Raw genomic sequence first — 24,958 nt, 5'->3', positions numbered from 1 at the left:
GCGGGGTCGGTTCCCGCCCCTGCGGGCCCGGATCACCAGGCGGCGGTCAGGCGTCCCGCTTCTTCAGCAGCACGTAGCCGCCGATCAGCGCGGCGACCACCCACAGCGCCATGATGCCGAGGCCGCTCCACGGGCCGTACGGCGCGGGGTCGTTCGGCGGGATCGTCGCCCGCATGATCGTGCTGCCGGCCTGGTCCGGGAAGTACCGGGCCACGCTCTTGGCTCCCGGCACGGCCGAGAGGATGCCGGAGACCAGGAAGAAGAAGGGGATGAGGATGCCCAGCGAGACCAGCGGGCTGCGCAGCATCGCCGCGACGCCGACCGCGAAGAGCACCATCAGCGTCATGTAGAGGCCGGCCCCGAAGACCGCGCGCAGCACTCCCGGATCGCTGATCGAGGTGGCGAGGTCACCGCCGAGGATGGCCTGCCCGACGAAGAAGGAGACGAAGCTGACGATCAGCCCGAGGACGAAGGTGATGCCGGCCGCGACGGCGACCTTGGAGAAGTAGAAGGCCGCGCGCTGCGGCACCGCCGAGAGCGAGGCCCGGATCATGCCCGTGCTGTACTCGCTGGAGATGATCAGCACGCCGAAGGTGATCAGCGCGAGCTGGCCGAGGAAGAGACCGGACAGGCTCTGGGCCGTGGGGTCGAACTGGGCGCGGGCGCCCTCTTCGATGGTGTCCCACTGGGTGCGGAAGAGCAGGCAGAACAGACCGCTGATGACGATGGTGGAGACGGCGGCCGACGCCAGCGTCCACACGGTCGACCGGACGGTCCTGACCTTGGTCCACTCCGACTGCAGAACAGCGGTGGTCGCTGCCATGTCAGGCTTCCTTTCCGGCGCGCGTGTTCCAGGCGGCACCCCACTGGGGCGCGGGGGCGGCGGCCTCGCCGCTCTCCGCTGCGGGGCCGCCGGCGTGGTACTCCACCGATTGCGCGGTGAGTTGCATGAATGCCTGCTCCAAAGAGGCCTGCTGGGAGCTGAGCTCGTGCAGCACCAGCTGGTGGCTGGCGGCGAGTTCGCCGATCGTGGCCGGCTCCACGTCCTCGATCTCGAAGGCGCCTTCGCCGTCGAGCACCGGGGTGATCGACGCGGCCGCCAGCGCGTCCTTCAGCTTCTCCGGCTCGGGCGTGCGGACGCGCACATAGGAGCGGGAGTTCGCGGTGATGAAGTCCGCCATCGTCGTGTCCGCCATCAGCTTCCCGCGGCCGATCACGATCAGGTGGTCCGCTGTCAGCGCCATCTCGCTCATGAGATGGCTGGAGACGAAGACCGTCCGGCCCTGGGCGGCCAGTCCCTTCATCAGGTTGCGGATCCAGTGGATGCCCTCCGGGTCCAGTCCGTTGACCGGCTCGTCGAACATCAGGATCTCGGGGTCGCCGAGCAGCGCCACGGCGATGCCGAGGCGCTGTCCCATACCGAGGGAGAAGCCCTTGGAGCGCTTCTTGGCGACGGGTGCGAGACCGACGACCTCCAGCACCTCGTCGACCCGGCGGCGCGGGATGCGGTTGGACTGGGCCAGGCACAGCAGATGGTTGTACGCCGTGCGGCCGCCGTGCACGGCCTTGGCCTCCAGCAACGCCCCGATGTGCTTGAGCGGTTCGTGGAGTTCGCGGTAGTGCTTCCCGTCGATGCGGATGCTGCCGCTGGTCGGCCTGTCCAGGTCCAGCATCATGCGCATCGTCGTGGACTTCCCCGCCCCGTTGGGACCGAGGAAGCCGGTGACCACCCCCGGCCGCACCGTGAAGGTGAGGTCGTCCACCGCGGTCTTGTCGCCGTACCGCTTGGTCAGCCCCTGCAACTCGATCATGCGGTATACACTATGCGGCCGCGAGGGGCCATGCACCCGGAATTCAGGCACCCGTTTGTGTTCCCGGAATCATCGAGCCCCTCGCCGAGGAGGCGGGGGGCTCGATCCGTTCCGGCGCCGTCCGGAGCGTCAGCGCTGGGCCGGGACGCTGCGCGAGACGGGCTCGTCGTCGGAGGGGGCGCCGGCCGCGGCGACCGCCGCGCCGGTCAGCGTGGCCAGCATCTCGCGGACGTTGGTCAGCTGGGCGTTGATGCTGTCGCGGCGGTTGGTGAGCGCCGCCAGCTCGCGCTCGGACTCGCTGCGGATACGGTCCGCCTTGGCGTTCGCGTCGGCCACGATGTCCTCGGCCTGGCGCTGCGCGGTCTCCACCGTCTGGCGGGCGCGGCGCTCGGCGTCGGTGCGCAGCTTCTCGGCCTCCAGGCGGAGCTGCTCGGCGCGGTGCTCGATCTCGGCGAGGCGCTTCTCGGCCTTGGCCTGACGGGACGCCAGGTCGCGCTCGGACTGCTCGCGGCGCTTGGCCAGGTTGGTCTCGAAGTCGGCGGCGGCCTGGGCCGCCTTGGCGCGGGTCTCCTCGAAGAGGGCGTCCGCCTCCTCGCGCTTGGCCTGCGCGTCCTTCTGCGCGTCGGTGCGCAGCTGACCGGCCTCACCCTTGGCCTTCTCGACGATGCGCTCGCCCTCGTCCTCGGCCTTCGCCTTGCGCTCGGCGGCGTAGGACTCCGCGTCGTTGCGCACCTGGGCGGCGGCGGACTCGGCCAGCTCCCTGTGCTGCTCGGCGGCACGGCGGGCCTCGTCGCGCAGGTCCTTCGCCTCCTCCTCGGCGAGGCGAAGGATCTTCTCGACGCGGGCGCCGAGACCGGCGTAGGACGGTTCGGCGTCGTTGACCTGCGCCTGCGCGTTCTGCGTCTCGAGGTGGAGCTCCTCGATGCGCTTCTCCAGCGCGTTGATCCGGGCCAGTGCGCTGTCACGGTCGGCGACCAGCTTGGTGATGCGGTCGTCCACCTGCCCGCGGTCGTATCCACGCCGCACGAGCTCGAAGCCGAAGGGGGAGGAAGTGTCGCTCATGAGGATCCTGTCAACTCAGACCGGGTGGGGTGATGGGGGGAATCCTAGGGGCCCAGGCGGCGTGCCTCACAGTCACTGTCCAGTAACTGTGCACAATGACCGCTCAATCGAGTGGCGCATCGTCGGACCGCTTGCTCCCTGTCCGTGTCGTACCGGCTGCTGCACCAGCAGTGACCGCGTTCTTGCCGTTCGGTGTGGCGTTCTGACCGTTGCCCTTACCTCCGTCGTTCGGTTGCTGGAATGACTCCAGCGCCTCGAGGACATCCTGCACCCGGGTGATCTCGGCGTTGATGTCCTGGCGGCGCCGGCTGAGCACCTCGAGTTCCTTCTTGCCCTCGGCCACGATGCGCTCGGCCTCGGCGCGGGCCTCGCCGCGCACCCGCTCCGCCTCGCGCTCGGCCTCGTTCTTCTTCTGCTCGGCCCCCTTGAGCAGTTCCTCGGCCTTCTTCACCGCGGCGATGCGGACCTTGCTGGCCTCGGCGCTCGCGGTGGACCGCGTCTCCTCGGCCTTGGCCTCGGCGTCCGCGACCAGTTCGCGGGCCTTGGCCTCCGCCTTCTCCAGCTGCTCCGTGGCGGCCGCGACCAGCTTGTCCACCCGCTCGCCCGCCGACTTCATCGTGGCGGCCGACTCGGTACGTGCCCGCTCGTGGAGCTCCTCGACCTCGGCCTCGACGCGCTGCCGCAGCTCCTGGGCGCGCTCGCGGATGGCGGTCGCGTCCCTGCGCGCCTCTCCCAGCAGGGTGTCGGCGTCCGTACGGGCGCGCTCCACCATGGTGTTGCTCTCCGCCGTGCCCTCGGCGACGATCCGCTCGGCCTCCGTGCGGGCGGCGCCGACCATGGTGTCGGCCTGCTCCTCCGCGGCGGCGCCGATCTTCAGCGCCTCGCCCTGCGCCCGGGAGACGAGTTCGTCCGCCTGCTCCGCGGCCTCGGCGCGGCGCTTGTTGGCGTCCTCGCGCGCCTCGTCGCGGATCCGGTCGGACTCCGCCCGGGCCGCCTCGGCGTCCCGTTCGGCGGACTCCAGGGAGTCCTTGGCGAGGATGCCCAGCCGCTCCGCCTCCGCGCGGGCCTTGGTGATCAGCTGGTCGGCCTGCTGGGCCGCGTCCGTGCGGCGCCTGTTGGCCTCGTCGCGCGCCTCGTCCAGGATGCGGCGGCCCTCCGCCTCGGCGGCGACCAGCGATTCCTCGGCCGCGCGGCGGCGCTCCTCGGCGTCGCGCTCCGCGGCGTCGAGGGCGTCCTTGGCCAGGATGCCCAGCCGCTCGGCGTCGCGCTGCGCCTTGGCCACGGTCTCCTCGGCCCGTGCGTCGGCGTCGGCGCGCAGCCGGTCCGCCTCCTCGATGGCCTCGGTGAGCAGTCGGTCGGCCTGCTCCGCGGCCTCCGCACGCTGCCGGTCGGCGTCCGCACGGGTCTCCGCCCGCAGCCGGTCGGCCTCCTCGATCGCCTCGCCGACCGTGCGGTCGGCCAGCCGGCGGGCCTCGGCGGCCTCCTCCTGCGCCTCGCGGCGCATCCGCTGGGCGTCCTCGGTGGCGCGCTCGCGCTCGGCGTTGGCGTCCGCGTGCAGCCGGTCCGCGGCCTCCTGGGCCTCGGACCGCAGGCGCTCCGCGGCGTGCTCGGCCGCCGAGCGCAGGCCCGCGATCTCCTCCTCGGCCTGCTCGTGCAGCCCGTGCACCGAGTCCCGCACCTGCTGGGCGGTCTGCTCGGCCGCGCCGACCAGCTCGGCCGCGTGCCGCTCGGCCTCGCCGACCAGCCGCTCCGCCTCGGCGCCGGCCTCCTCCACCCGCTTGCGAGCGGCCGCCAGCAGCTCCTCGCCCTCGCGGCCGGCCTGCGCGCGCTCCTGCTCGGCCTCGCCGCGCGCCGCGCTCAGCAGCTCCTCGGCCTCCCGGCGGCGCCGCGCGGCCTCCTCCTGGGCGGCGGACAGCGCCTCGGCCGCCTCGGCCCGCAGCCGTGCCGCCGTCTCCTGCGCCTCGGCCCGCAGCCGGTCGGCGGTCTCCTGGGCCTCGGTGCGCAGCTGCTCCGCCTCGGCGGCGGCCTCGCCCCGCAGCCGCACGGCGAGCTGCTCGGCCTCGGCCCGGGTCTTGGACGCGTCGGCGGCGGCCTCGTCGCGCAGCCGCGCCGTCTCCTGCTCGGCCTGCTCCTGCAGCCCGCGGACCCGCTCGGCGACCTCCGTGCGCAGCGCGGCCGCCTCCTCGGCGGTCTCGCGGCGCAGCCGCTCCGCCTCCGCGCGGGCCTCGCGCAGCGCCTCCTCGGCGGCGGTGATGCGGCGTTCGGCCTCCTCGCGCAGCCGGACCAGATCGGCCTCGGCCTCCTCGCGCAGCCGCTGGGCGGCCCGCTCGGCCTCCTCACGCAGCGTCCGGCCGGCGCCCTCGGCGTCCTCCCGTACCTGCTCCGCCTGCTGCTCGGCCTCGGTGCGGATCTGCTCGGCCTCACCCCTGGCGCGCTCCAGCAGCTCGTCTGCCTGCTTGCGCAGGCTCGCGGCGCGCTCGATCGCCTCGGTGCGGGCCTTCTCCGAGTCGGCGGTGGCCTTCTGGCGGTGCTCCGCGGCGTCGGCCTTCGCCTTGGTCAGCAGCTCCTCGGCGGACCGGGCCGCCCCCTCGATCTGCTGCACCGCCTCGCGCCGCGCCTCGCCGCGGATGCGCTCGCCCTCGGCGACCGCCTCGGCGCGCAGCTGCTCGGCCTCGCCGCGCAGCCTGCGGGCCTCCTCCTGAAGCTCGACCGTCTTGGCGCGGTACTCCTTGGTGTCGTCCTTGGCGGTGCCGAGCAGCTCCTCGGCGGACTCCTCGGCCTGGCTGCGCAGCCGGTCCGCCTCGGTCTCCGCCTCGCGGCGGATGCGCTCGGCCTCCTCGCTCGCGGCGCGGGTGGTGGCGCGGGCGTCCTCGGTGGCCTTGGTGAGGACCTCCTCGGCGGTACGGGCCGCCTTGGCGAGAGCGGCCGCCGCGTCCTCGGCCGCCTCGGACCTCGCGGTCTCCTGCGCCTGGTCGCGCAGCCGCTCCGCCTCGGCCTTGGCGTCGGCGAGGATCTGCTCGGCCTCGGCCTTGGCGGCCTCCGCCTCCTTGGTCGCCTCGGCGACCAGCCGCGCGACCTCCGCCTTGGCCGTACGGGTGCGCTGCTCGTTGTCGGCGTCGACCGTGGCCAGCCGCTTGGCGGCGCTCGCCGCGGCCTCCTCGCGGAGCCGGTCGGCCTCGCTCTGCGCCTCGCGCAGCTTCTCCTCGGCCGCGCGCAGCTTCTCCTCGGCGGAACGCGAGAGTTCGCCGGCCTGGGCGCGCGCCTGGTCGGCGTCGCTCTGGGTGGAGGCACGCAGCTGCTCGGCCTGGGCGGTGGCCTCCTGGGCCTGGGTGGCCGCGGCGTTCAGCAGCCGCTCGGCGTCCGCGCGGGCCCGGCGCAGCAGTTGCTCGGCCTCGGCCCGGGCGGCCGCCGCATCGGCCTCCAGCCGGTCCCGGGCGCCCTCGGCGATCCGCTGGGCCTCGGCGCGGGCGGCGGCCAGCGCGGCCTCCGACTCGGCGCGGGTCTCCTCCATGAGCCGGCGGGCCTGCGACTCGGCGCGGGCGCGCAACTGCTCGGCCCAGGCCACGTTCTCGTTGACGTGGCTCTCGACGTTGCTGCGGCGCTCGGCCAGCTCCTCGTCCAGCCGGCGGCGCCTGGCGACGGCCTCGGCGTGCCACTCGGCCTCCACGCGGGCCTGGTGCTCGGCCTGCTCCTGCAGCAGCCGCTGGGTGGCCGCGCGGGCCTCGCGCAGCTCCCGCTCGGCGTCGGCGCGCAACTGGTCCGCCTGGATCTGGGCGTTGCGCAGCAACTGGTCGGCCTGGTGGCCGAGGTTGTCGTAGGCAGGGCGGCTCGCGAGGTTGCGGCGCGCCTCGTGCAACTTGGCGCGCAGCACCTCGACCTGGTAGCCGAGGTCTTCGGCATGCTGGACGACCTTGTCCCGCTCCTTGCGAAGCCGCTCCATCTCGGCCTCGAACTGCGAGAGGTGGTCGTCCTCAACCTCGTAGCGGTCGTAGCCCCGCACTGCGCGGTCCCATCCGTCTCCTGGTGTACCCACCCGCCAACCGAGTGAGATTCCCCGGGGCCCCGTTCACCGCGGAGCCTTCGGAGAATTGTGTCCGATCCCACGCCGAGGCGCGGGCAGGTACCCCAGCCCACCCCGGGGTCGCCAGGCCACTCTACCGGGGCGAGTCGCCTCCGGTCAGTGGTCTTCGGCCGAGGTGACCAGCTCGGTGAGCACTCCGTGGCAGTCCTTGGGATGCAGGAAGGTGATCCGCGACCCCATGGAGCCCCTGCGCGGGCTGTCGTACAGGACCCGCACCCCCTTGTCGCGGACGGCCGCCGCTTCCGCGTCGACGTCCTCGGTTCCGAAGGCGATGTGATGCACCCCCTCGCCGTTCTTGGCCAGCCACTTGGCGACGGGGGAGTCGTCGCGGACGGGCTCCAGCAGCTGGAGGTAGGAGGCTCCGCCGTCGGAGGTCTCGTTGATCTTGAGCATCGCCTCGCGCACGCCCTGCTCCTCGTTGACCTCGGTGTGGAACACCTCGAAGCCGTAGGTGGCACGGTAGAACTCGACGGTCGTGTCGAGATCGAAGCAGGCGATGCCGATGTGGTCGATTCGCGTCAGCATGACTCCAGTGGACGCCCGGTCCATGTGGTCACGCAACGTGCGCGCGATCACACTGTCCGCCGGGTGACCGCCGGCTCCACCCCTCAGTACATTGACAGCACCCTTGAGAACCGTCGTTAACCTTCCCTCCGTGCAAAGGGGCCGCGTCATGACCAGCCAGGCACGAACGTCCGTGATCGTCGCAGGTGCGCGCACCCCCATGGGGCGGCTGCTCGGCTCGCTGCGCTCCTTCTCCGCCGCGGAACTGGGCGCCGCCGCCATCAAGGCCGCCCTGGACCGGGCCGGCGTCGACGGCGAGCAGGTGCAGTACGTGATCATGGGGCAGGTACTCCAGGCGGGTGCCGGGCAGATCCCCGCCCGCCAGGCCGCGGTCAAGGCCGGCATCCCGATGGACGTGCCGGCGCTGACGATCAACAAGGTCTGCCTGTCCGGGCTGGACGCCATCGCGCTGGCCGACCAATTGATCCGGGCGGGTGAGTTCGACGTCGTCGTCGCCGGCGGCCAGGAGTCGATGACCAACGCCCCGCACCTGCTGCCCAAGTCCCGCGAGGGCTTCAAGTACGGCGCCATCCAGATGCTGGACGCCATGGCGCACGACGGCCTCACCGACGCCTTCGAGGACATCGCCATGGGCGAGTCGACCGAGAAGCACAACACACGCCTGGGCATCGGGCGTGCCGAGCAGGACGAGATCGCCGCGCTGTCCCACCAGCGGGCGGCCGCCGCGCAGAAGAACGGCCTGTTCGAGGCCGAGATCACCCCGGTGCAGATCCCGCAGCGCAAGGGCGAGCCGGTGCTCTTCGCCCAGGACGAGGGCATCCGCCCCGAGACCACGGCCGAGTCGCTGGCCAGGCTGCGCCCCGCCTTCAGCAAGGAGGGCACGATCACCGCGGGCACCTCCTCGCAGATCTCCGACGGCGCCGCCGCGGTCGTCGTGATGAGCAGGGCCAAGGCCGAGGAACTGGGCCTGGAGTGGATCGCCGAGATCGGCGCCCACGGCAACGTGGCGGGCCCGGACAACTCGCTGCAGTCGCAGCCGTCCAACGCGATCGCGCACGCCCTCAAGAAGGAGGGGCTGTCCGTGGGCGACCTGGACCTCATCGAGATCAACGAGGCCTTCGCGGCGGTCTCCGTGCAGTCCATGAAGGACCTGGGCGTGACACCTGAAAAGGTGAACGTCAACGGCGGCGCCATCGCCCTCGGTCACCCGATCGGCATGTCGGGCGCCCGCATCGTCCTGCACCTCGCCCTGGAGCTCAGGCGGCGCGGCGGCGGCGTGGGCGCGGCGGCCCTCTGCGGCGGCGGCGGTCAGGGCGACGCCCTGATCATCCGCGTACCGGGCGAGTAGCGGAGCGCCGGAGCGTAACGGCAGGAACCGGCAGGAAACGGCGAGGGGGCCGAAGGGGAGCGGTCGTTGCCCCGAAGGACGGGGCCCTTCCCGGCTACCGCCGGGAGGGCCCCCGGCGACGACTGAGCGAACCGGAGGCGAACCGAGCCCCTGAGGGGCAACAGGCAGCAAGGAGCGCAGCGATGGACGTCCCCACCCTGGTGGAGCAGGCACGGCAGGGCCGCCCGAGGGCGGTGGCCCGGCTGATCTCGCTGGTGGAGGGGGCGTCCCCGCAGCTGCGCGAGGTGATGGCCGCGCTCGCGCCGCTGACCGGCGGCGCGTACGTGGTCGGCCTGACCGGCTCGCCGGGCGTCGGCAAGTCCACGTCGACCTCCGCGCTGGTCTCGGCGTACCGCAGGGCCGGCAAGCGGGTCGGGGTGCTGGCCGTGGACCCCTCCTCGCCGTTCAGCGGCGGCGCCCTGCTCGGTGACCGGGTGCGGATGAGCGACCACGCGTCCGACCCCGGTGTCTACATCCGCTCGATGGCCACCCGCGGCCACCTGGGCGGACTGGCCTGGGCCGCGCCGCAGGCGATCCGCGTGCTCGACGCGGCGGGCTGCGACGTGGTCCTGGTGGAGACCGTCGGCGTCGGCCAGTCCGAGGTGGAGATCGCCGCCCAGGCCGACACCTCCGTGGTGCTGCTCGCCCCGGGGATGGGCGACGGCATCCAGGCGGCCAAGGCGGGCATCCTCGAGATCGGCGACGTGTACGTCGTCAACAAGGCCGACCGGGACGGCGCCGACGCGACCGCCCGCGAGCTCAACCACATGCTGGGGCTGGGGGAAGCCCGGCTGCCGGGCGACTGGCGCCCCCCGATCGTCAAGACCGTCGCGGCCCGCGGTGAGGGCGTCGACGAGGTGGTCGAGGCCCTGGAGAAGCACCGTGCCTGGATGGAGGAGCACGGCGTCCTCGCGGAGCGCCGGCTGCGCCGTGCGGCCCTGGAGGTCGAGCACATCGCCGTCACCGCGCTGCGCGAGCGCATCGGCGACCTCCACGGCGACCGCCGGCTGGGCGCGCTGGCCGAGCGCATCGTCGCCGGCGAACTCGACCCGTACGCGGCGGCCGACGAGCTCGTCGCGAGCCTCACCGAACAGGCCTGAGGCTCCGCGGCGCGGATGTCCGCCGTTCGCGGGCGCGGCCCGCGTGGGGGACCGGCCCCGCGCGCGGGCGGCGCGCAGGCCCGTGCCGAGGGGGGCGGGGCGCCGGCGCGAGCCGATCGGCCGCCGCGGGGTCAGATCTTGCCGCGCACCGCGCGCAGGCGCTCGGCGACCGGGGCGAGGGCCGCGCGCAGGGCCGCCAGGTCCTCTTCGGGGAGCAGGTCGATGAAGTGCTCGCGGACGGCGGCGACGTGGTGCGGGGCGACCTTGCTCATGGTCTCCCAGCCGTCCTCGGTGAGGACGGCGAACAGCCCGCGCCGGTCGGACTCGCAGTTCTCGCGGCGGACCAGGCCCGCCCTCTCCATGCGGCTGATCTGGTGGGACAGCCGGCTCTTGGACTGCAGGGTGGCGCGGGCCAGGTCGCTCATCCGCATGCGGCGCTCGGGCGACTCCGAGAGGTTCACCAGGATCTCGTAGTCGTTGAACGTCAGGCCGAACGGCTGCAGGTCCCGTTCGAGCTGGTAGGTCAGCAGCTTGCTGACCTCCAGGTGGATGCGCCAGGTGCGCTGCTCGTCGGCGGACAGCCACGGGGTGCCGGTCGGTGTCTCCATGCTGAAATCATACCCAGGAAGTTGAAATACGGATCAATCGAGTCGCGGCGCGTGCCGGTGCGGTCACAGACCGAAGCGGCGCTGGAGGTCCCCGAGCTGCCCCGGAAGTCTCGGCGCGCCCTGCCCCGCGCCGGGGACGCCCCCGCCGCCGCCCGGTACGCCGGCCTCGTGCGGGACCGCGCCCGTGGCCTGCTCGGGCATCAGGACCTCGCTCGACTGGAGCAGCACCTGCCCCGCGCCGACGAACTCGAACTGGTGCTCCTCGCCCGAGGTTCCGCCGACGCCGGTCAGCGCCCGCAGTCCGCCCAGGACGCCGCGCAGGTACCCGTGGTCGTAATGGTGGCAGGGGGAGGGGCAGTCCGCCCAACCCACCAGGGCCTGGGGGTCGACGCGGACCGGGGGCTCGACGAAGTGCACGGCGCCGTTGGAGGCCGCCACGAACTTCCCCGTGCCGATCAGGGTGAGGAAGCCCGGGATGATGGACTGCTTGAGCGACAGACCGGGCTGGAAGGCCAGCAGGTTGCCCGACCGGATGGTCAGGTTGCCGTCCTTTAGGTCGTAGGAGTTCACGTCGAACGCCCGGTCGGCGAGGATCATCTTGCCCTGGCCCTCGGCGACCACCCAGTCGGCGGCGTGCAGCGGGGAGTGGAAGTTGCTGCGGACCAGCCCGTCGAGGGGGCCGTGTCCGATGCCGTGGAAGGCGATCTGCCCGTAGTAGGCGATCATCTTCCCCTTCTGCAGGAACCACTGGCCCTTCAGGTCGACGCTGAAGGCGTAGGGGTTGACGTTGTCGTCGGCCGGCAGGGTGTACGGGTCGTGGACGACCGGTCCGGTGCTCACAGCTTCTCCTCACTCGCCTGGACGTAGACCGTGCCCTGACCCGACAGCTCCAGTTGGAAGGCCTCGCCGGAGCCGCGGCCCACCATGTCCCGCCAGCCGAGCGCCGTGGACAGCTTGTTGCGTACGTCGCCGCGGTGGGCGACGTACGCCTGGGGGTCGACGTGCACCGGTCGCTGCGGGGTGATCGGCAGCTCGATGACGCCGCCGTGCGCCATCACCGCGACCGCGCCGTGCCCTTGCAGGGTCGTGGTGAACAGCCCCTGGCCGGTGACCTGCCCGCGGATGACGCCCATGACGCCGCCCTGGGACCCCATGAACATCGTGCCCTGGCGCAGCGAGCCGTCGAAGGCCAGCAGCCGGTCCGCCTCGACGTACAGGGTGTCGCCGGTCAGGTCGACGCAGTGGACGTCATGGCCGCCGTGGCCGAACATCACTGAACCGTGGCCCTCGACGGTCATCAGGGGAGCGGCCTCGCCCGCGAGCCTGCGGCCGATCATCGAGCCGATTCCGCCCCGGCCGCCCTGCACATTGGGGGTGAAGGCGACCTGGCCGCGGTAGGCCAGCATGGCGCCGCGCTGGCTGAACAGCCGCTGGCCCGGCACCACCTGGGCCTCGACCATCTTCGAGTTGATGCGGGTGAACGGCATCAGACCTGCCCCCCGGTGGTGTTGCGCTCGCTCGGCTGCACATAGACCAGGCCGTCGCCCTCGAAGCGGATCTGGAAGGACTCGCCGCCGGACTCGCCGATCACCGTCCGCCAGCTGACGCCGGTCTGGAAGTGCTGCTGGAGGTTGCCGGTGTGCGCCACATAGGCGCCGGGGTCCACCTGCAGCGGCATCCCCGGGGCGACCCGGAGCACCACCGCCGGGCCGTCGGAGATGATCGCGGCCTGGCCGACGCCCTCCACCGTGGTGGTGAACAGGCCGTTGCCCTGCGAGGCGCCGCGCAGTCCGGTGAAGGTGGTGCCGGTGCGCAGCGCCGCCTCGGTGGCGAGCAGGTTGCCGGCCTCGACGTACAGCTTCTCGCCGTTCAGCCGCACGAGGTTGATCTCGCTGGCGCGGTCGGCGAAGTAGCAGGTGCCCTGGCCGCGTACCTCCATGACCTCCATGGACTCTCCGGTCAGCCGCCGGGTGACCATGCCGCGCAGTCCCTCGCCGCCCCCGGTCATCTTCTTGAAGCTCATCTGGCCCTCGTACGCGACCATCGAGCCGTTCCTCGCCTTGACGGCGTCGCCGGCCATGTCCACGGCGAGCACTTTGCTGCCCTGCAATCGAAACTGAGCCACGGGTCAGACCGTATCCGTCCGGGAGGAACCCGTCACGAGGTCGCACATGATGTCCTCCGGTTCCCTGCGGCGCTCCACCGGCGTTCCTCCTCCAAAGGCGGCTGCTTCGTCCGTCGGCGAAGAGGACGCGCCGGCGCCCTTCGGCGGTTCACCCTCTTCCGGCCGCCCTTCCCCCGGGGCCCCGGGGGAAGGGCGGCAGGCGGGCCGGGTCATAATGGGGGAAAGCGCTTGTGATCACATTCACAACGTCCTGGTCGCAGCGTGCCGCGTCCGCCGCAGCCCTGTCCCGATAGCGAGGTCCCGTGGACATCAAGACCGCCTCCGCCCTCAACCGGCTCCGCCTGGTCTCCGCCCCCGAGGCGGTGTCCTTCCTGATCCTGCTGGTCTGCTCGGTGCTCAAGCGCACCACGGACTTCAACGCCGTCCGGGTCATGGGGGCGATCCACGGCATCCTCTTCGTCCTCTACGTCCTGTTCTGGCTGGACGCCTGGAACCGCGCCAAGTGGCCGCTCGGCCGCGCCGCGCTGTACTTCGTGCTCTCCGTCCTGCCGACCGGCGGCTTCTTCGCCGAGCGCAGGCTGCGCCGCGAGGCGGAGGACAGCGTCATCGCCGCCCGCGCGCGCAAGGAGCTCAAGGAAGGCATGGTCGAGGCATGATCGTCGCCTTCTCCGTCACCCCGCTCGGCGTCGGCGAGGACGTCGGCTCCTATGTGGCCGACGCCGTCCGGGTGGTCCGCGAGTCCGGGCTGCCCCACCGCACCGACGCGATGTTCACCTCTGTCGAAGGCGCCGACTGGGACGAGGTCATGGACGTCGTCAAGCGCGCCGTGGCCGCCGTCGAGGCCCGGGCGCCGCGCGTCTCGGTGGTCCTCAAGGCCGATATCCGGCCCGGCGTCACCGACGGGCTCACCTCCAAGGTGGAGACCGTCGAGCGCTACCTGGCGCAGTAACCCATCGCACCCCGCCCGGGTGCGCGCTCCGCCGGTCAGTCGCCGGCGAGCGCGCTGCCCAGCGGGGTGCGCTCGTACAGCACCTGGTGGCCGTAGCGGCGCGAGGTGAGCAGGCCCGCCTCCCGCAGCACCGCCAGGTGCGCGGACACCGACGACAGGGCGAGACCGTGCCGGTGGGCGAGCGCGGTCGTGGTCGCGGGCTCGCCCAGGCCGCCGAGGAGAGCGGCGCGGTTGGCGCCGAGCAGACGCGCCAGGGCGTCGGAGGCGGCCTGCGGCGCCTGCCACAGGCCCCCGATGCCGCGCGCGGGATACGCGACGGTGCCCTGCCAGGGCGGGTCGAAGCCCGCCGCGACATCCGGCCAGACGAAGACGCTGGGCGCCAGGACCAGGCCGTCGCCACCCAGGTCGCGGTCGTGCTCCCGTGGCCTGTGCAGGGTGAGAGTGTCGTTCGCCCAGCTCAACGACGCGACGCCCGGGTCGCCGTCGGGGCCGAGAGGGGCCCAGGACGGGCTGCCCCCGTCAAATCGCTTGCCAGGAAACCGCGGGGCGTCGATATTCGCGCTGTGCTCTCTCGAATCCGCAGCCGCCGTCCACACACCACCACGCCTGCAGAGGACCACAACCGTGAGCTACACCGTCCGCGCGTTCACCCCCACTGACGAGACCTCCTGGCTCCACTGCCGGGTACTGGCCTTCCTGCGCACCGCGTACTTCGACGACGTCTCACGCGCCAAGCCCACGACGGCGGCGCCCGGCCTGGACCTGGTCGCCGCCGACGCAGCCGGCCGCGTCGTCGGGATCATGGACACCAGTGTCGAGGGAGACGTGGCGACGATCGACACCGTCGCCGTTCATCCGGACCACCAGCGCCGCGGCCTGGGCCGTGAACTCCTGGAGCAGACCCGCGACCGGGCACACGAGCTCGGCGCGGCCACCCTGGACGCCTGGACCCGGGACGACCCGGACACCTTGAGCTGGTACCGAGCGATGGGTTTCACGGAGAGCGATCACTACCTGCACGTCTACGCCAACCACTACCGCGACCCCGCGGAGCCCGGCCGAGCTGTCGCCGAGGCCCGGCCCGGGCTGCGAGCTCTCATGGTTTTCGCGCACGCCGGGCTCGCCGATGAGGAACGAATGCGACGGCAGTTCACCCGCGTCCACGTCTGCCGCCGCTTCGCCATGTCGCTCTGACCTGGTCCGCTTGCCGCCTTCCCGCCGGAAGGCGGCGAGCACGAGGCGGAGCGACCCGTACGTCGTGACGGCGGTGGCGGGTGGCACGGGGACGGCGGTGTGTGTGCTGCTGGTGCCGGCACGGGTGCGGCGGACCGCCTCCGGCGCGGTGTGAGCCGCCCGGCGCCGAGCGTGCGCCCGGGGCGCCGCGGACCGAAGGGGGTTGCGCGGCGCCACACGGCTCCGGGACCGGCACGCGGCGGCGGTGGGGACCCCCGGGCGAGCGGGTGCGCGGCCGGGGCGGTGCGGGCGCGGTACGGCTGGTGTGCGGCAGGGCGCGCACGGGCGGTGGGCCGGGGGCGGGTGCGCGGTGCGAGGCGGCCCCCTGGCCTCGTCGTGAGCGTCCCTGCGCCCGTGGGGCGACGCCCCTCGCCCGCCCGTAGTCGCAGACCGCCTTCACCGGTACGCCTCCGCCCGACCGTGCCGGCCGGCGGTGACTGCGCGTGGTGCGGTCGCGTGAGCGCACGCCCGCCGCGGTGCGGTGGGGCACCCCGCCGTGACGGCTCCTCGCATGGCAGCCCTCCCCAGGATGGCGGCTTACCAGGAGCGGGGTCCACTTGCCGGTGGCCGGCACACCTGTGGCCCTTCGGTGCCCGGAGCCCCGCGGTCGTGCCGTGGCGCCGGTGGGCAGTCCCGTCTTGCTCCGCAAGACGCGGCTGCCCAGCATATGACCGACGGGTAGGCTCGGGCCTGTGCCCAAGCCGCTGAGCCTGCCCTTCGACCCCATCGCCCGTGCCGACGAGATCTGGACCCGGCGCTGGGGGCGCGTGCCCTCGATGGTCGCGATCACGTCGATCATGCGTGCCCAGCAGATCCTGCTCGCCCAGGTGGACTCGGTCGTCAAGCCCTACGGTCTGACCTTCGCCCGCTACGAGGCCCTGGTGCTGCTGGCCTTCAGCAAGGAGGGCGAGCTGCCGATGTCCAAGATCGGCGAACGGCTCATGGTGCACCCCACCTCGGTCACCAACACCGTCGACCGCCTGGTGGCCGCCGGATTCGTCGCCAAGCGGCCCAACCCGAACGACGGCCGCGGCACACTCGCCTCCATCACCGCCAAGGGCCGGGAGGTGTGCGAGGCCGCCACCGAGGAGCTCATGGGGATGAAGTTCGGGCTCGGCGCGTACGACGACGAGGACTGCGCGGAGATCTTCGAGCTGCTGCGACCGCTGCGCATAGCCGCGGGGGACTTCCAGGAGTGACCCGCGCCACGGCACGCGGGGCCGGGGCAGGAGCCCCGACCGCACCGGTTACGCTCGTCCGCATGAAGCAGAGTGTTCTGACCCGGTACCGCGCCCTCGCCTATGTGACGGGTGTGCTGCTGGTGCTGCTGACCATCGGCGTCATCGCCAAGTACGTGCTGGAGATCGACGGCGCCGCGGGCTTCACCAAGGTCGTCAGCATCGCCCACGGCTGGCTGTACGTCGTGTACCTGGTCTTCGCCTTCGACCTGGGCTCCAAGGCGAAGTGGCCGCTCGGCAAGCTGGCCTGGGTGCTGCTGGCCGGGACGATCCCCACCGCCGCGTTCTTCGTCGAGCGCAAGGTGAGCCGCGAGGTCGCCCCGCTGGTGGTCCCCTCGGGTGAACCCGTCAAGGTCTGAGCCCCTTGACCTGCGCCTTTCTCCCTTCCCCCCGGGGGAGGGAGATTCGCCGTCGACAAGTACTAGGACGTCCAAGTATTTTTGCCCTGTAGGGGCCGTCCTCGTGCTGCGGGGGTGCGCCCGGTCGGCGAGAGAGGCGGAGACAGGGCATGGACGCTGCAGCCATCGAGGAGGGGCGCAGCCGCTGGCAGGCGCGCTATGACGCCGCCCGCAAGCGCGTGGCCGACTTCAGCACGCTGTCCGGCGACCCGGTCGAGCCGGTCTACGGCCCGCCCGCGGGTGCCGGCGTGCCCGGCTTCGAGCGCATCGGCTGGCCGGGTGAGTATCCCTTCACGCGCGGTCTGCACCCGACCGGTTACCGGGGCCGTACGTGGACGATCCGCCAGTTCGCGGGCTTCGGCAACGCCGAGCAGACCAACGAGCGCTACAAGATGATCCTGGAGGCGGGCGGCGGCGGCCTGTCCGTCGCCTTCGACATGCCCACCCTGATGGGCCGCGACTCCGACGACCCCCGCTCGCTCGGCGAGGTCGGCCACTGCGGTGTCGCCATCGACTCGGCCGCCGACATGGAGGTCCTCTTCAAGGACATCCCGCTCGGCGAGGTCACCACCTCCATGACGATCTCCGGACCCGCGGTGCCGGTCTTCTGCATGTACCTGGTGGCCGCCGAGCGCCAGGGCGTCGACCCCTCGGTGCTCAACGGCACCCTGCAGACCGACATCTTCAAGGAGTACATCGCGCAGAAGGAGTGGCTCTTCGCCCCGGAGCCGCACCTGCGCCTGATCGGCGACCTGATGGAGCACTGCGCGGCGGGCATCCCCGCGTACAAGCCGCTGTCGGTCTCCGGTTACCACATCCGCGAGGCCGGCTCCACGGCCGCGCAGGAGCTCGCCTACACCCTCGCCGACGGCTTCGGCTACGTGGAGCTGGGGCTGTCGCGCGGGCTGGACGTCGACACCTTCGCACCGGGGCTGTCCTTCTTCTTCGACGCGCACCTCGACTTCTTCGAGGAGATCGCCAAGTTCCGCGCGGCGCGCCGGATCTGGGCCCGCTGGATGCGCGACGTCTACGGCGCGAAGACCGACAAGGCGCAGTGGCTGCGCTTCCACACCCAGACCGCGGGCGTCTCGCTGACCGCCCAGCAGCCGTACAACAACGTCGTGCGCACCGCTGTGGAGGCCCTGGCCGCGGTGCTCGGCGGCACCAACTCGCTGCACACCAACGCGCTGGACGAGACATTGGCGCTGCCCAGCGCCCAGGCGGCGGAGATCGCGTTGCGGACGCAGCAGGTGCTGATGGAGGAGACGGGTGTCGCCAACGTGGCCGACCCGCTGGGCGGCTCCTGGTACGTCGAGGCGCTGACCGACCGCATCGAGGCGGACGCGGAGAAGATCTTCGACAAGATCAAGGAGCTCGGCGCCCGCGCGGTCCCGGACGGCAGGCACCCGGTCGGCCCGATGACCTCCGGCATCCTGCGCGGCATCGAGGACGGCTACTTCACCGGCCAGATCGCCGAGGCCGCCTTCGAGTACCAGCGCGCCTTGGAGAAGGGCGACAAGAAGGTCGTCGGCGTCAACTGCCACACGGGGTCAGTGACGGGTGACCTGGAGATCCTCCGGGTCAGCCACGAGGTCGAGCGCGAGCAGGTGCGCGTGCTCGCCGGCCGCAGGGCCGAGCGCGACGACGCGGCCGTCCGCAAGGCGCTGGACGCGATGCTGACGGCCGCCCGGGACGGCGGCAACATGATCGAGCCGATGCTGGAGGCGGTCCGCGCCGAGGCCACCCTCGGCGAGATCTGCGGCGCCCTGCGCGAGGAGTGGGGCAGCTACACCGAGCCCGCACGCTTCTGACGACGGACGCGGGGCCCGGGGGAATCAGGTGCTGTTCCCACCGGGCCCCGCGGTGCGCCGGGGGTGCCCTCCGGGCACCCCCGGGTCAGAACTGCTCGACGAAGTAAGGCTGCAGGGTCATCCAGCCGTTGCCGCGGGCGCCGTAGCGGGTGCCGTTGTCGCTCCGCGCCAGCGTGTACCAGGAGTCGACGTAGTCCGGGTCGTCGGTCCACCAGTCGTCCGGGACGGCGTCCAGGACGGCGTTCACCAGCGGGACGTAGACGCCCTGGTCGGCGATGGTCAGCAGGACCCCGGCGATGGCCTTGGCCAGTTCGCGGTAGTTGGTGCTGCCGTCGTCCTCCATCATCACGGCGTCGGCGAGGTCGTACTTGTACAGCGACCAGTTGACCAGGATCTGGTTCGGGCTGTAGGTCGTTCCGTCGTTGTCCAGGTACGGCATGTCGACGGGATCGACCCGCACGAGGCCGTCCTGGCCGAAGCCCGTGACGAGGGTGTAGATCTCCGCGTCCCCCTTGACCCACGGCTCCTCGTCGTCGGAGAGCCGGACCTGGGTGACGCGCGTGGTCCAGAAGCCGGCCGCGGCGGCAGCCATCGACGACGGGGCAGCGGAGCGCGGGGCGGACGGAGCGGAGGAGGCCAGGCCCTGGCGGTCGAGCTCTCCGCGGAGCACGTCCAGACCCGCGGCCAGCGCCTTGGAGCCGTCGATGTCGACGACGTACACCGGACGGGTGGGCGCGGTACGCGCGTCGAGGCGGTGGGCCCGGCCCAGGCTGTCGTAGGCGGTGACGGCGCTTGCGTCCTCGTCGGAAGCGGCCGCGGCCACCCACGGGGTGACGCCGGAGGCCAGCGCGCCGCGCATCGATTCGTCGCCGAGGCGCAGCCGCAGCAGGGAGCCGACGTCGGCGCCCAGGCCCTTGGCGGCGGCGATCCGCCGGTCGGCGTCGGCGAGCACCGGCCGCAGCCCGGGGCCGGCGAGGTCGGTGACGGCCACCTCGTCCGAGGCGAGCGCCGCGTCGCGGACGCGGGCGCTCCAGGATGCGTCGGAAAGGGAGCCGGCGATGGCGCGCGCCGCCTGGTCCTCGGCCACGGTGACGGCGGAGGACGGGGCATGGGCGCGCGGGGCGGCGGGCGCCGGGAGCGCGGTGGCGCTCTGGGCGGCCGTCAGGCAGATCAACGAGGCGGCGACGGTGGCGATGACGCCGCGCCGGGCGGGGTGAGGGTGTCTCACGGGGATCGATCCTCCTGGGGGCGAGCGTTCAACCGGTGCGCATACAGGGTGGAACGAGGGGAAGACCGGGCAACGGCCATGCGTGGCCGCCGGGTTGTCTATGCGAGTAGATGACCCGTCGGTAAGCATGACGGTGACATGCCATGCGGGCAAGGGGTGGAGCGGCTTTCCCCGGTGAGGACCGGGCGGACGCCCGGCGACCCCTGGGTCGGCGCGCCCGCCCTGGGACTAGGTAGGCGCGCCCGCCCCGAGGCCGCCCAGCAGCAGGCCGGTGAAGCGCGCCGCCCAGTCGCCGTCCACCGGTTCGCAACTGACGAGCGCGCGGTGCACCACGGCCCCCGCGATGACGTCGAAGACCAGGTCGACCTGCGGTGCGGGGTCGCCGTCGTCCGGCGGGATCTCCCCGCGCGCCTGGGCCCGCCGGCGGCCCTCGGCGACCAGCCGCTTCTGCCGGTCGACGACCGCCTGCCGGATCCTGCGCCGCAGCGCCTCGTCGCGGGTGGCCTCGGCGACCACCGCCATGAGCGCCGTCCTGGCGGCGGGCTGCTCCAGCAGGGCCGCGAACCGCAGGACCATGCCCTCGACGTCGGAGCGCAGGCTGCCGCGGTCGGGCAGGTCGAGTTCGTCGAAGAGCACGGCGACAGCGTCCACGACGAGTTCGCTCTTGTTCGCCCAGCGCCGGTAGAGGGTGGTCTTGGCGACGCCCGCGCGGGCCGCGACGTCGCCCATGGTGAGCCGGCCCCAGCCGAGCTCGACCAGCGACTGCCGCGCGGCGTCCAGGATCGCCCGGTCGGCCTCCGCACTGCGGGGGCGGCCGGTCCTTCTGCCCGTGGGGCGCGCGCACATGGCTGGGCACCCTATCCCCGTTGCGCCGGGCGCGACCCCCCGGTTACGCTACGCGTCGTATCGAAACTCGTGGGCCACCGAGCGCGGAAGAGGGCAGGCCTCGCGCCGGGGGCCGCGTCAGCGTTCCGCACCGTAGGTGGTGCTTTCGGGGGGCGATTCCCCGGGAACCGCGACGAGGGGGGAGGATTGGTCTCATGCAGCCACGGAACATGTCCATGAGCGGCGTGGTCGACCTCGCCGCGGTGAAGGCGGCCGCGGAGGCCAAGGCGAAGGCCGACCAGGCCCGCGCGGAAGCCGCCCGCCACGGGGGAGCGCCCGCCAGCCCCGTCGCCCTGGTGACCGAGGTCACCGAGGCCACCTTCGAGAACGATGTCCTGCAGCGTTCCGCCGAGGTCCCGGTCGTCGTCCACTTCTGGACCGACCGCGCGGACGCGAGCGTGCAGTTGCAGGAGACGCTGGAGCGGCTCGCCGGCTCCTACGCGGGCCGGGTCGTCGTAGCGAAGATCGACGTCTACGCGAACCAGCTGCTGGTGCAGCAGTTCGGGGTGCAGGGCATTCCGGCGGTGTTCGCGGTGCTGGCCGGCCAGGCCATGCCGCTCTTCCAGGGCGCCGCTCCCGAGGAGCAGATCCGCGAGGTGCTGGACCAGCTGGTCGCCGTGGCGGAGCAGCGGTTCGGCATCACGGGTGTGCCGGTCGAGGAGGGCGCGGAGGCGCCGGTCGCCGAGGAGCGGCCGCCCACCCCGCGCGAGATCGCGCTGTCTGCGGCGCACGACGCGCTGGACCGGGGCGACCTCGGCGGTGCGATCCAGGCGTACCGCAACGTCCTGTCGGACGATCCGGCCAACGCCGAGGCCAAGCTGGGCCTGGCGCAGGCCGAGTTGCTGCGCCGGGTGGAGGGCGTCGACGGGCAGGCCGTCCGCAAGGCCGCGGCCGACGCCCCGGCGGACGTGGCGGCGCAGCTTGCCGTGGCCGACCTCGACCTGGTCGGCGGGCATGTCGAGGACGCCTTCGGCCGCCTCGTGGACACCGTGCGGCGCACCGCGGGCGAGGACCGGGACACCGCTCGGCTGCGGCTGCTGGAGCTGTTCGAGGTGATCGGGGCAGACGACCCGCGGGTGGCGGCCGCGCGCGCGGCCCTCGCGCGCGTGTTGTTCTGACAAGGTCGCGTAAGCTGACCGCGCCTCGAAAGCCGTTTCGAGCCGATTGAACGACCGGCCGCGCTTTACCAAATCTTGATGAAGCGCGGCCGCTGTTACTTGCGGTAAGTGCGGGATGGGGGTCTGTCCCGGTCTGGCATTCAATGGGCGAATTTCACAGCCCTATCGCAACTACGCAGGGTGACGGCCATGGTCTAGACCATGCCGTCCGGGTGATCGTGCCGTTACCCGCTAGTAACGACGCCCCTTGTGCAGCGGCCCCGAATGCACCACGATCGGCCAAGCCCGGTCCGCCGTCGAGCAGTCGGCATCCAGTCGTCCGATCGTGAGCGGGTCCCCACCGGGCCGGGACGCCGAAGCTGTGCCAGCAGTGGCCGCGGCCCGGGGACAGGGGGGTCTCTGCCAGCCGGCAGGGCCTGTCCAGCAGGTTGCGCGAGAGCGTGGCCGTTGTGGTTGTCGCTCGGGGGTGATCGCCGATGTCTCGGACAGTGTCGTCCGCTCTTTCCCGCGTGACGGCCGCCGATACGGCGCTCTCCTTCCCGAGGACGTAGCACTTCTCCCATCCCGCCGCTATCCCCACGATTCCGGCCGGAGATGTACGTCCGAGAAGGAGGAAAGTCATGGAGTCGCTCATCCGCGGCGGTACCAGATGGAGGCGGTTCGCCGTCGTCATGGTGCCCAGCGTCGCGGCCGCCGCGGCGATAGGCGTGGCCCTGGGACAGGGTGCGCTCGCCGCGTCGTTCAGCGTGTCGGGCCAGCAGTTCAAGGTCAAGGCCGAGGACCTGGACGGCCACGGCTTCGTCCAGTACGGAGCCCTCGACATCCAGCACGGCGGCAAGCCGATCCCGGTCGCGGTGTCCGCGTTCGACAGGGCCACGATCACCGGTCTGTGCCAGTCCGTGGTCGTGCCGACGCCGATCGGCGACGTCACGCTGAAGCTCGGTGCCGGCAACGGCGGCAAGAAGGTCGAGGCGAAGAACCTCTACATCGACCTCGACCAGCTGAACGCCGACGCGGAGTTCAAGGACATCAACATCGGTGTCGCGGCCGGTGACACCACATACGGCCCCGGGGTCGCGGCCGGTGACAAGGAGAGGACCGATCTCGGTTCCTTCGCGCAGGAGGCCCGATCGGCCCACCTCACCGGTGTGGAGCAGACCGCGTGGGCCACCAGCGCGGGCACCTTCAAGCTCAGCGGGCTGAGCATGTCGGTGAAGATGGGCTCGGGCAAGAAGTACGAGTGCTTCTAGCCTGACCGGAGGGGGTGGGGGGCACGGGATGCCCCTCACCTTTCCTCCTCCTCGACTCTTTTCAGAACGCCAGTCCCAGGGAGCTGTTTTCCATGAGCGCCGAGACATACGGACTGAGGGGCCGGTTCGGCTCGTGGCGGTACCGCTTCCGCGTATGGCGCGGGCAGCGGCCGTTCTGGGCGGGCCTGCTGACGCTGCTGGCCGGACTGCCCATCGCGTACTTCCCGTACGCCCATCTCTCACTCGGCGCGCTGAGCCTGACCATGGCCACCACGGCCGGGTCCGGCTCGCTGATCATCGGCGTGCTGCTGGTCGTGCTCGGCCTGACCATGTGGTTCCAGGCGGCGGTGCGGTTCTTCGCGGGCGTCGCGTCGATCCTGCTGGCGCTGGTGTCGCTGGTCGTCTCCAACTTCGGCGGCTTCGTGATGGGTTTCCTGCTGGGTCTTATCGGCGGTGCCCTCGCCCTCTCCTGGGCCCCAGGCGTACCGCCCGCCGACGGCGGCGCGGACCCGGCGGAACTGCCCGGCAGCGGCAAGGGCGACGACGGCGGCACCGGCCAGGCGCCGCCGCCCGGTTCCCCGTACGCGGCGGCCCACGGCGCGTACCCGGCGGCCGCCGCCGACCCGGCCGAGGGTCAGGAGGGGACCGCCCCGCGGCGTCCGGCGGACGCCGCCGAGACCGTAGACGCGAACGGGAGGCACAGTGCGGGGTGATGAGGTCGAGCCGGCTTCCGGGGCCGCCGCGGGCAGCGGCGCCCGTGGCAGGACGGGCCCGCGGCACGCGGCGCCGAGGAAGTCGCTGCTGACCAAGTTGCAGATGCCCGCGGGCAAGGCGATAGCCCTGGCCGCGATGCCGACGGCGGTCCTGATGGGCATGGGCCTGACCCCGCGGCTGGCCTCCGCCGACGAACTGCCGAGGAACCCGTTCTCGGGCACGAAGTGCGTCGAGCAGCCCGACGAGCCGTCGCACGCCGCGACGCCGACCACGCCGCCGGTCGGTACACCGTCGAGCGGCGGCGCCACGACCCCGACGCCGACCGGGGGAGCCTCGTCGCACGGCCCCTCCTCGGGCTCCGCCGATGGAGGGAGCGGCGGCAAGGGCGAGGCCGGCGGAGGCGGTTCTTCCGGCGGTGGCGGTTCCTCCGGCGGCCCGGGGGCGACGGCGCCGTCCCCGTCCGCCTCGCCGTCGGCGGCCGACCAGCACGACCTGCTGGACCCGTTGGGGATCGACGACGCGCTCGGCGACCTGCTGGGCCTCGGCAAGAGGAGCACGGGGTCCGACGAGGCCCCCTCGCCGGCCACGACGCCCGCCCCGGACGCGGTGTCGGCCGCCTCCTCGCCGGGCGCCGCAACGGGCACCGTCCTTGAGGAGGCGGGGAACACCACCGCCGCAGCGGGGAAGCCGGTGCCGGAGACGGGCGGGAAACTCGCTTCGACCGCCGGGAAGGCCGCGCAGGACGCCGGAGAAGTCGCGCAGACCGCCGGGAAGGCCGCGCAGCCCCTGCGCCCTGCGCGGAACCCCGCGGACGCGCCGGAGGACGGCAGGAGCCCGTTCCCGTGCCCGACCCACGACGCGCAGGCCCTGGCGGACGCCGCCTTCCAGGAGACGCCGTCGCTGCTGCCGGACGAGCCGTGGATCCTGCGCAGCAGCCTGCTGACCCTGACCGGGCTCCGCTACCACGGCATCGTCGAGGTCAAGACCTGGAGCGGGAAGGTCAAGAAGGTCCTGAAGTTCACCGCCACCGGCGTGGACATCAAGGACCTGCGGCAGGAGGTCATCGGCCCGAACGGCACCGTCGGCCACGTGGACGCCCGCAAGGGCAGCACCTCGACGATCCGGGACGGCACGGTGACGATGTACACCGAGTCGCTGGAGGGCAACCTCTTCGGGCTCATCCCGATCCTGTTCACCCCGGACACCCCGCCCCCGGTCGACGTGCCGGCCGCGTTCTTCAGCAACGTCACGGTGCGGCAGGCCGGGCAGTTCGGCGGCACGCTGACGATCCCCGGCATGCACGTGTACAACACCGCGGACTGAGCGGGGACCGCCCCGCCCTGCCTGAGCCCTTGACCTTACCCGCACCCGCACCCGCGAAACGGCGGAGGGCGCCGTCCCCGTGAGGGGAGGCGCCCTCCGCCGTCTCGCGTGC

The 24,958-nt window shown here is 72.5% G+C and carries 23 protein-coding genes and 1 pseudogene; 12 read left to right on the top strand and 12 right to left on the bottom strand.

The features are described from left to right. Positions 1-46: 46 nt before the first annotated feature. From AC3ET4_RS09020 to mce, 5 genes are all read right to left on the bottom strand, one after another. The gene (locus AC3ET4_RS09020; protein ID WP_431947813.1) at positions 47-823 is read right to left on the bottom strand and encodes an ABC transporter permease; all 777 of its coding nucleotides are present in this window, start codon (positions 821-823) and stop codon (positions 47-49) included. 1 nt (position 824) lies between these two features. Continuing rightward, the gene (locus tag AC3ET4_RS09015; protein ID WP_431947811.1) at positions 825-1,811 is read right to left on the bottom strand and encodes an ABC transporter ATP-binding protein; all 987 of its coding nucleotides are present in this window, start codon (positions 1,809-1,811) and stop codon (positions 825-827) included. A gap of 129 nt (positions 1,812-1,940) precedes the next feature. After that, positions 1,941-2,873 (bottom strand): coiled-coil domain-containing protein, encoded by a 933-nt coding sequence (locus tag AC3ET4_RS09010; protein WP_431947809.1) that lies wholly within the window; start codon positions 2,871-2,873, stop codon positions 1,941-1,943. Positions 2,874-2,976: 103 nt separating this feature from the next. Further along, positions 2,977-6,873, bottom strand: coding sequence for a polarized growth protein Scy (scy, locus tag AC3ET4_RS09005; protein WP_431947807.1), 3,897 nt, complete (start codon positions 6,871-6,873; stop codon positions 2,977-2,979). Positions 6,874-7,050: 177 nt separating this feature from the next. Further along, positions 7,051-7,479: a methylmalonyl-CoA epimerase gene (mce, locus tag AC3ET4_RS09000; RefSeq protein ID WP_431947805.1), complete on the bottom strand. Its 429-nt coding sequence runs from the start codon at positions 7,477-7,479 to the stop codon at positions 7,051-7,053. 172 nt (positions 7,480-7,651) lie between these two features. Here mce and AC3ET4_RS08995 point away from each other — a divergent pair, with 172 nt between their 5' ends. Together AC3ET4_RS08995 and meaB are read left to right on the top strand one after the other, a co-directional pair. Further along, positions 7,652-8,827: an acetyl-CoA C-acetyltransferase gene (locus AC3ET4_RS08995; protein WP_431947916.1), complete on the top strand. Its 1,176-nt coding sequence runs from the start codon at positions 7,652-7,654 to the stop codon at positions 8,825-8,827. 182 nt (positions 8,828-9,009) lie between these two features. Next, a complete protein-coding gene (gene meaB, locus AC3ET4_RS08990) occupies positions 9,010-9,966 on the top strand; it encodes a methylmalonyl Co-A mutase-associated GTPase MeaB (RefSeq protein WP_431947803.1) in 957 nt (318 codons plus the stop codon). 131 nt (positions 9,967-10,097) lie between these two features. Here meaB and AC3ET4_RS08985 read toward each other — a convergent pair whose 3' ends face one another. From AC3ET4_RS08985 to AC3ET4_RS08970, 4 genes are all read right to left on the bottom strand, one after another. Further along, the gene (locus AC3ET4_RS08985) at positions 10,098-10,574 is read right to left on the bottom strand and encodes a MarR family winged helix-turn-helix transcriptional regulator (RefSeq protein ID WP_431947801.1); all 477 of its coding nucleotides are present in this window, start codon (positions 10,572-10,574) and stop codon (positions 10,098-10,100) included. A 63-nt stretch (positions 10,575-10,637) separates the two neighbouring features. Continuing rightward, complete coding sequence (locus AC3ET4_RS08980) at positions 10,638-11,414, bottom strand: AIM24 family protein (RefSeq protein WP_431947799.1); 777 nt, start codon at positions 11,412-11,414, stop codon at positions 10,638-10,640. Further along, a complete protein-coding gene (locus tag AC3ET4_RS08975) occupies positions 11,411-12,061 on the bottom strand; it encodes an AIM24 family protein (protein WP_431947797.1) in 651 nt (216 codons plus the stop codon). The genes AC3ET4_RS08980 and AC3ET4_RS08975 overlap by 4 nt, the downstream gene beginning before the upstream one ends. Further along, on the bottom strand, positions 12,061-12,699 hold the full coding sequence (locus AC3ET4_RS08970; protein ID WP_431947795.1) for an AIM24 family protein: 639 nt from the start codon (positions 12,697-12,699) through the stop codon (positions 12,061-12,063). The genes AC3ET4_RS08975 and AC3ET4_RS08970 overlap by 1 nt, the downstream gene beginning before the upstream one ends. Before the next feature lie 302 nt (positions 12,700-13,001). On the opposite strand from AC3ET4_RS08970, the gene AC3ET4_RS08965 reads away from it, so the two are divergent. Both AC3ET4_RS08965 and AC3ET4_RS08960 read left to right on the top strand, forming a co-directional pair. Further along, positions 13,002-13,355 carry a DUF3817 domain-containing protein gene (locus AC3ET4_RS08965; protein WP_431947793.1) on the top strand — a complete coding sequence of 118 codons (354 nt, stop codon included), beginning with the start codon at positions 13,002-13,004 and terminating at the stop codon, positions 13,353-13,355. Further along, positions 13,352-13,648: an MTH1187 family thiamine-binding protein gene (locus AC3ET4_RS08960; RefSeq protein ID WP_431947791.1), complete on the top strand. Its 297-nt coding sequence runs from the start codon at positions 13,352-13,354 to the stop codon at positions 13,646-13,648. The genes AC3ET4_RS08965 and AC3ET4_RS08960 overlap by 4 nt, the downstream gene beginning before the upstream one ends. 35 nt (positions 13,649-13,683) lie before the next feature. On the opposite strand, the pseudogene AC3ET4_RS08955 reads toward AC3ET4_RS08960, so the two are convergent. After that, positions 13,684-14,109 (bottom strand): annotated as a pseudogene (locus AC3ET4_RS08955) (ArsR/SmtB family transcription factor); the annotation flags it as partial. A gap of 163 nt (positions 14,110-14,272) precedes the next feature. Here AC3ET4_RS08955 and AC3ET4_RS08950 point away from each other — a divergent pair. From AC3ET4_RS08950 to icmA, 4 genes are all read left to right on the top strand, one after another. After that, positions 14,273-14,842, top strand: a complete 570-nt coding sequence (locus AC3ET4_RS08950) for a GNAT family N-acetyltransferase (protein WP_431947789.1) — start codon at positions 14,273-14,275, stop codon at positions 14,840-14,842. Positions 14,843-15,573: 731 nt separating this feature from the next. Further along, positions 15,574-16,080, top strand: a complete 507-nt coding sequence (locus AC3ET4_RS08945) for a MarR family winged helix-turn-helix transcriptional regulator (protein ID WP_431947787.1) — start codon at positions 15,574-15,576, stop codon at positions 16,078-16,080. 62 nt (positions 16,081-16,142) lie between these two features. Further along, positions 16,143-16,478, top strand: coding sequence for a DUF3817 domain-containing protein (locus AC3ET4_RS08940; protein ID WP_431947785.1), 336 nt, complete (start codon positions 16,143-16,145; stop codon positions 16,476-16,478). A 149-nt stretch (positions 16,479-16,627) separates the two neighbouring features. Next, positions 16,628-18,328 (top strand): coenzyme B12-dependent isobutyryl-CoA mutase large subunit, encoded by a 1,701-nt coding sequence (icmA, locus tag AC3ET4_RS08935; protein ID WP_431947783.1) that lies wholly within the window; start codon positions 16,628-16,630, stop codon positions 18,326-18,328. A gap of 85 nt (positions 18,329-18,413) precedes the next feature. Here icmA and AC3ET4_RS08930 read toward each other — a convergent pair whose 3' ends face one another. Together AC3ET4_RS08930 and AC3ET4_RS08925 are read right to left on the bottom strand one after the other, a co-directional pair. Further along, a complete protein-coding gene (locus AC3ET4_RS08930; RefSeq protein ID WP_431947781.1) occupies positions 18,414-19,556 on the bottom strand; it encodes a DUF3103 family protein in 1,143 nt (380 codons plus the stop codon). Between the two features lie 228 nt (positions 19,557-19,784). Continuing rightward, positions 19,785-20,402, bottom strand: coding sequence for a TetR/AcrR family transcriptional regulator (locus AC3ET4_RS08925; RefSeq protein WP_431947779.1), 618 nt, complete (start codon positions 20,400-20,402; stop codon positions 19,785-19,787). 194 nt (positions 20,403-20,596) lie between these two features. Between AC3ET4_RS08925 and AC3ET4_RS08920 the strand changes: the two genes are divergently transcribed. The 4 genes from AC3ET4_RS08920 (at position 20,597) to AC3ET4_RS08905 (ending at position 24,846) form a co-directional block, all read left to right on the top strand. Next, positions 20,597-21,559: a tetratricopeptide repeat protein gene (locus AC3ET4_RS08920; RefSeq protein ID WP_431947777.1), complete on the top strand. Its 963-nt coding sequence runs from the start codon at positions 20,597-20,599 to the stop codon at positions 21,557-21,559. 620 nt (positions 21,560-22,179) lie between these two features. Then, entirely contained in the window at positions 22,180-22,809 is a 630-nt protein-coding gene (locus AC3ET4_RS08915; protein ID WP_431947775.1) for a DUF6230 family protein, read from the top strand. 92 nt (positions 22,810-22,901) lie between these two features. Continuing rightward, positions 22,902-23,522, top strand: coding sequence for a DUF6114 domain-containing protein (locus AC3ET4_RS08910; protein ID WP_431947773.1), 621 nt, complete (start codon positions 22,902-22,904; stop codon positions 23,520-23,522). Then, positions 23,512-24,846 carry a hydrogenase expression protein HypF gene (locus AC3ET4_RS08905; protein ID WP_431947771.1) on the top strand — a complete coding sequence of 445 codons (1,335 nt, stop codon included), beginning with the start codon at positions 23,512-23,514 and terminating at the stop codon, positions 24,844-24,846. The genes AC3ET4_RS08910 and AC3ET4_RS08905 overlap by 11 nt, the downstream gene beginning before the upstream one ends. The last annotated feature ends 112 nt before the right edge of the window (positions 24,847-24,958 follow it).

The sequence above is a fragment of the Actinacidiphila sp. bgisy167 genome, from assembly GCF_057707665.1.
The sequence above is the reverse complement of the archived record's forward strand: the minus strand, read 5'-3'. Positions and strand labels throughout refer to the sequence as shown.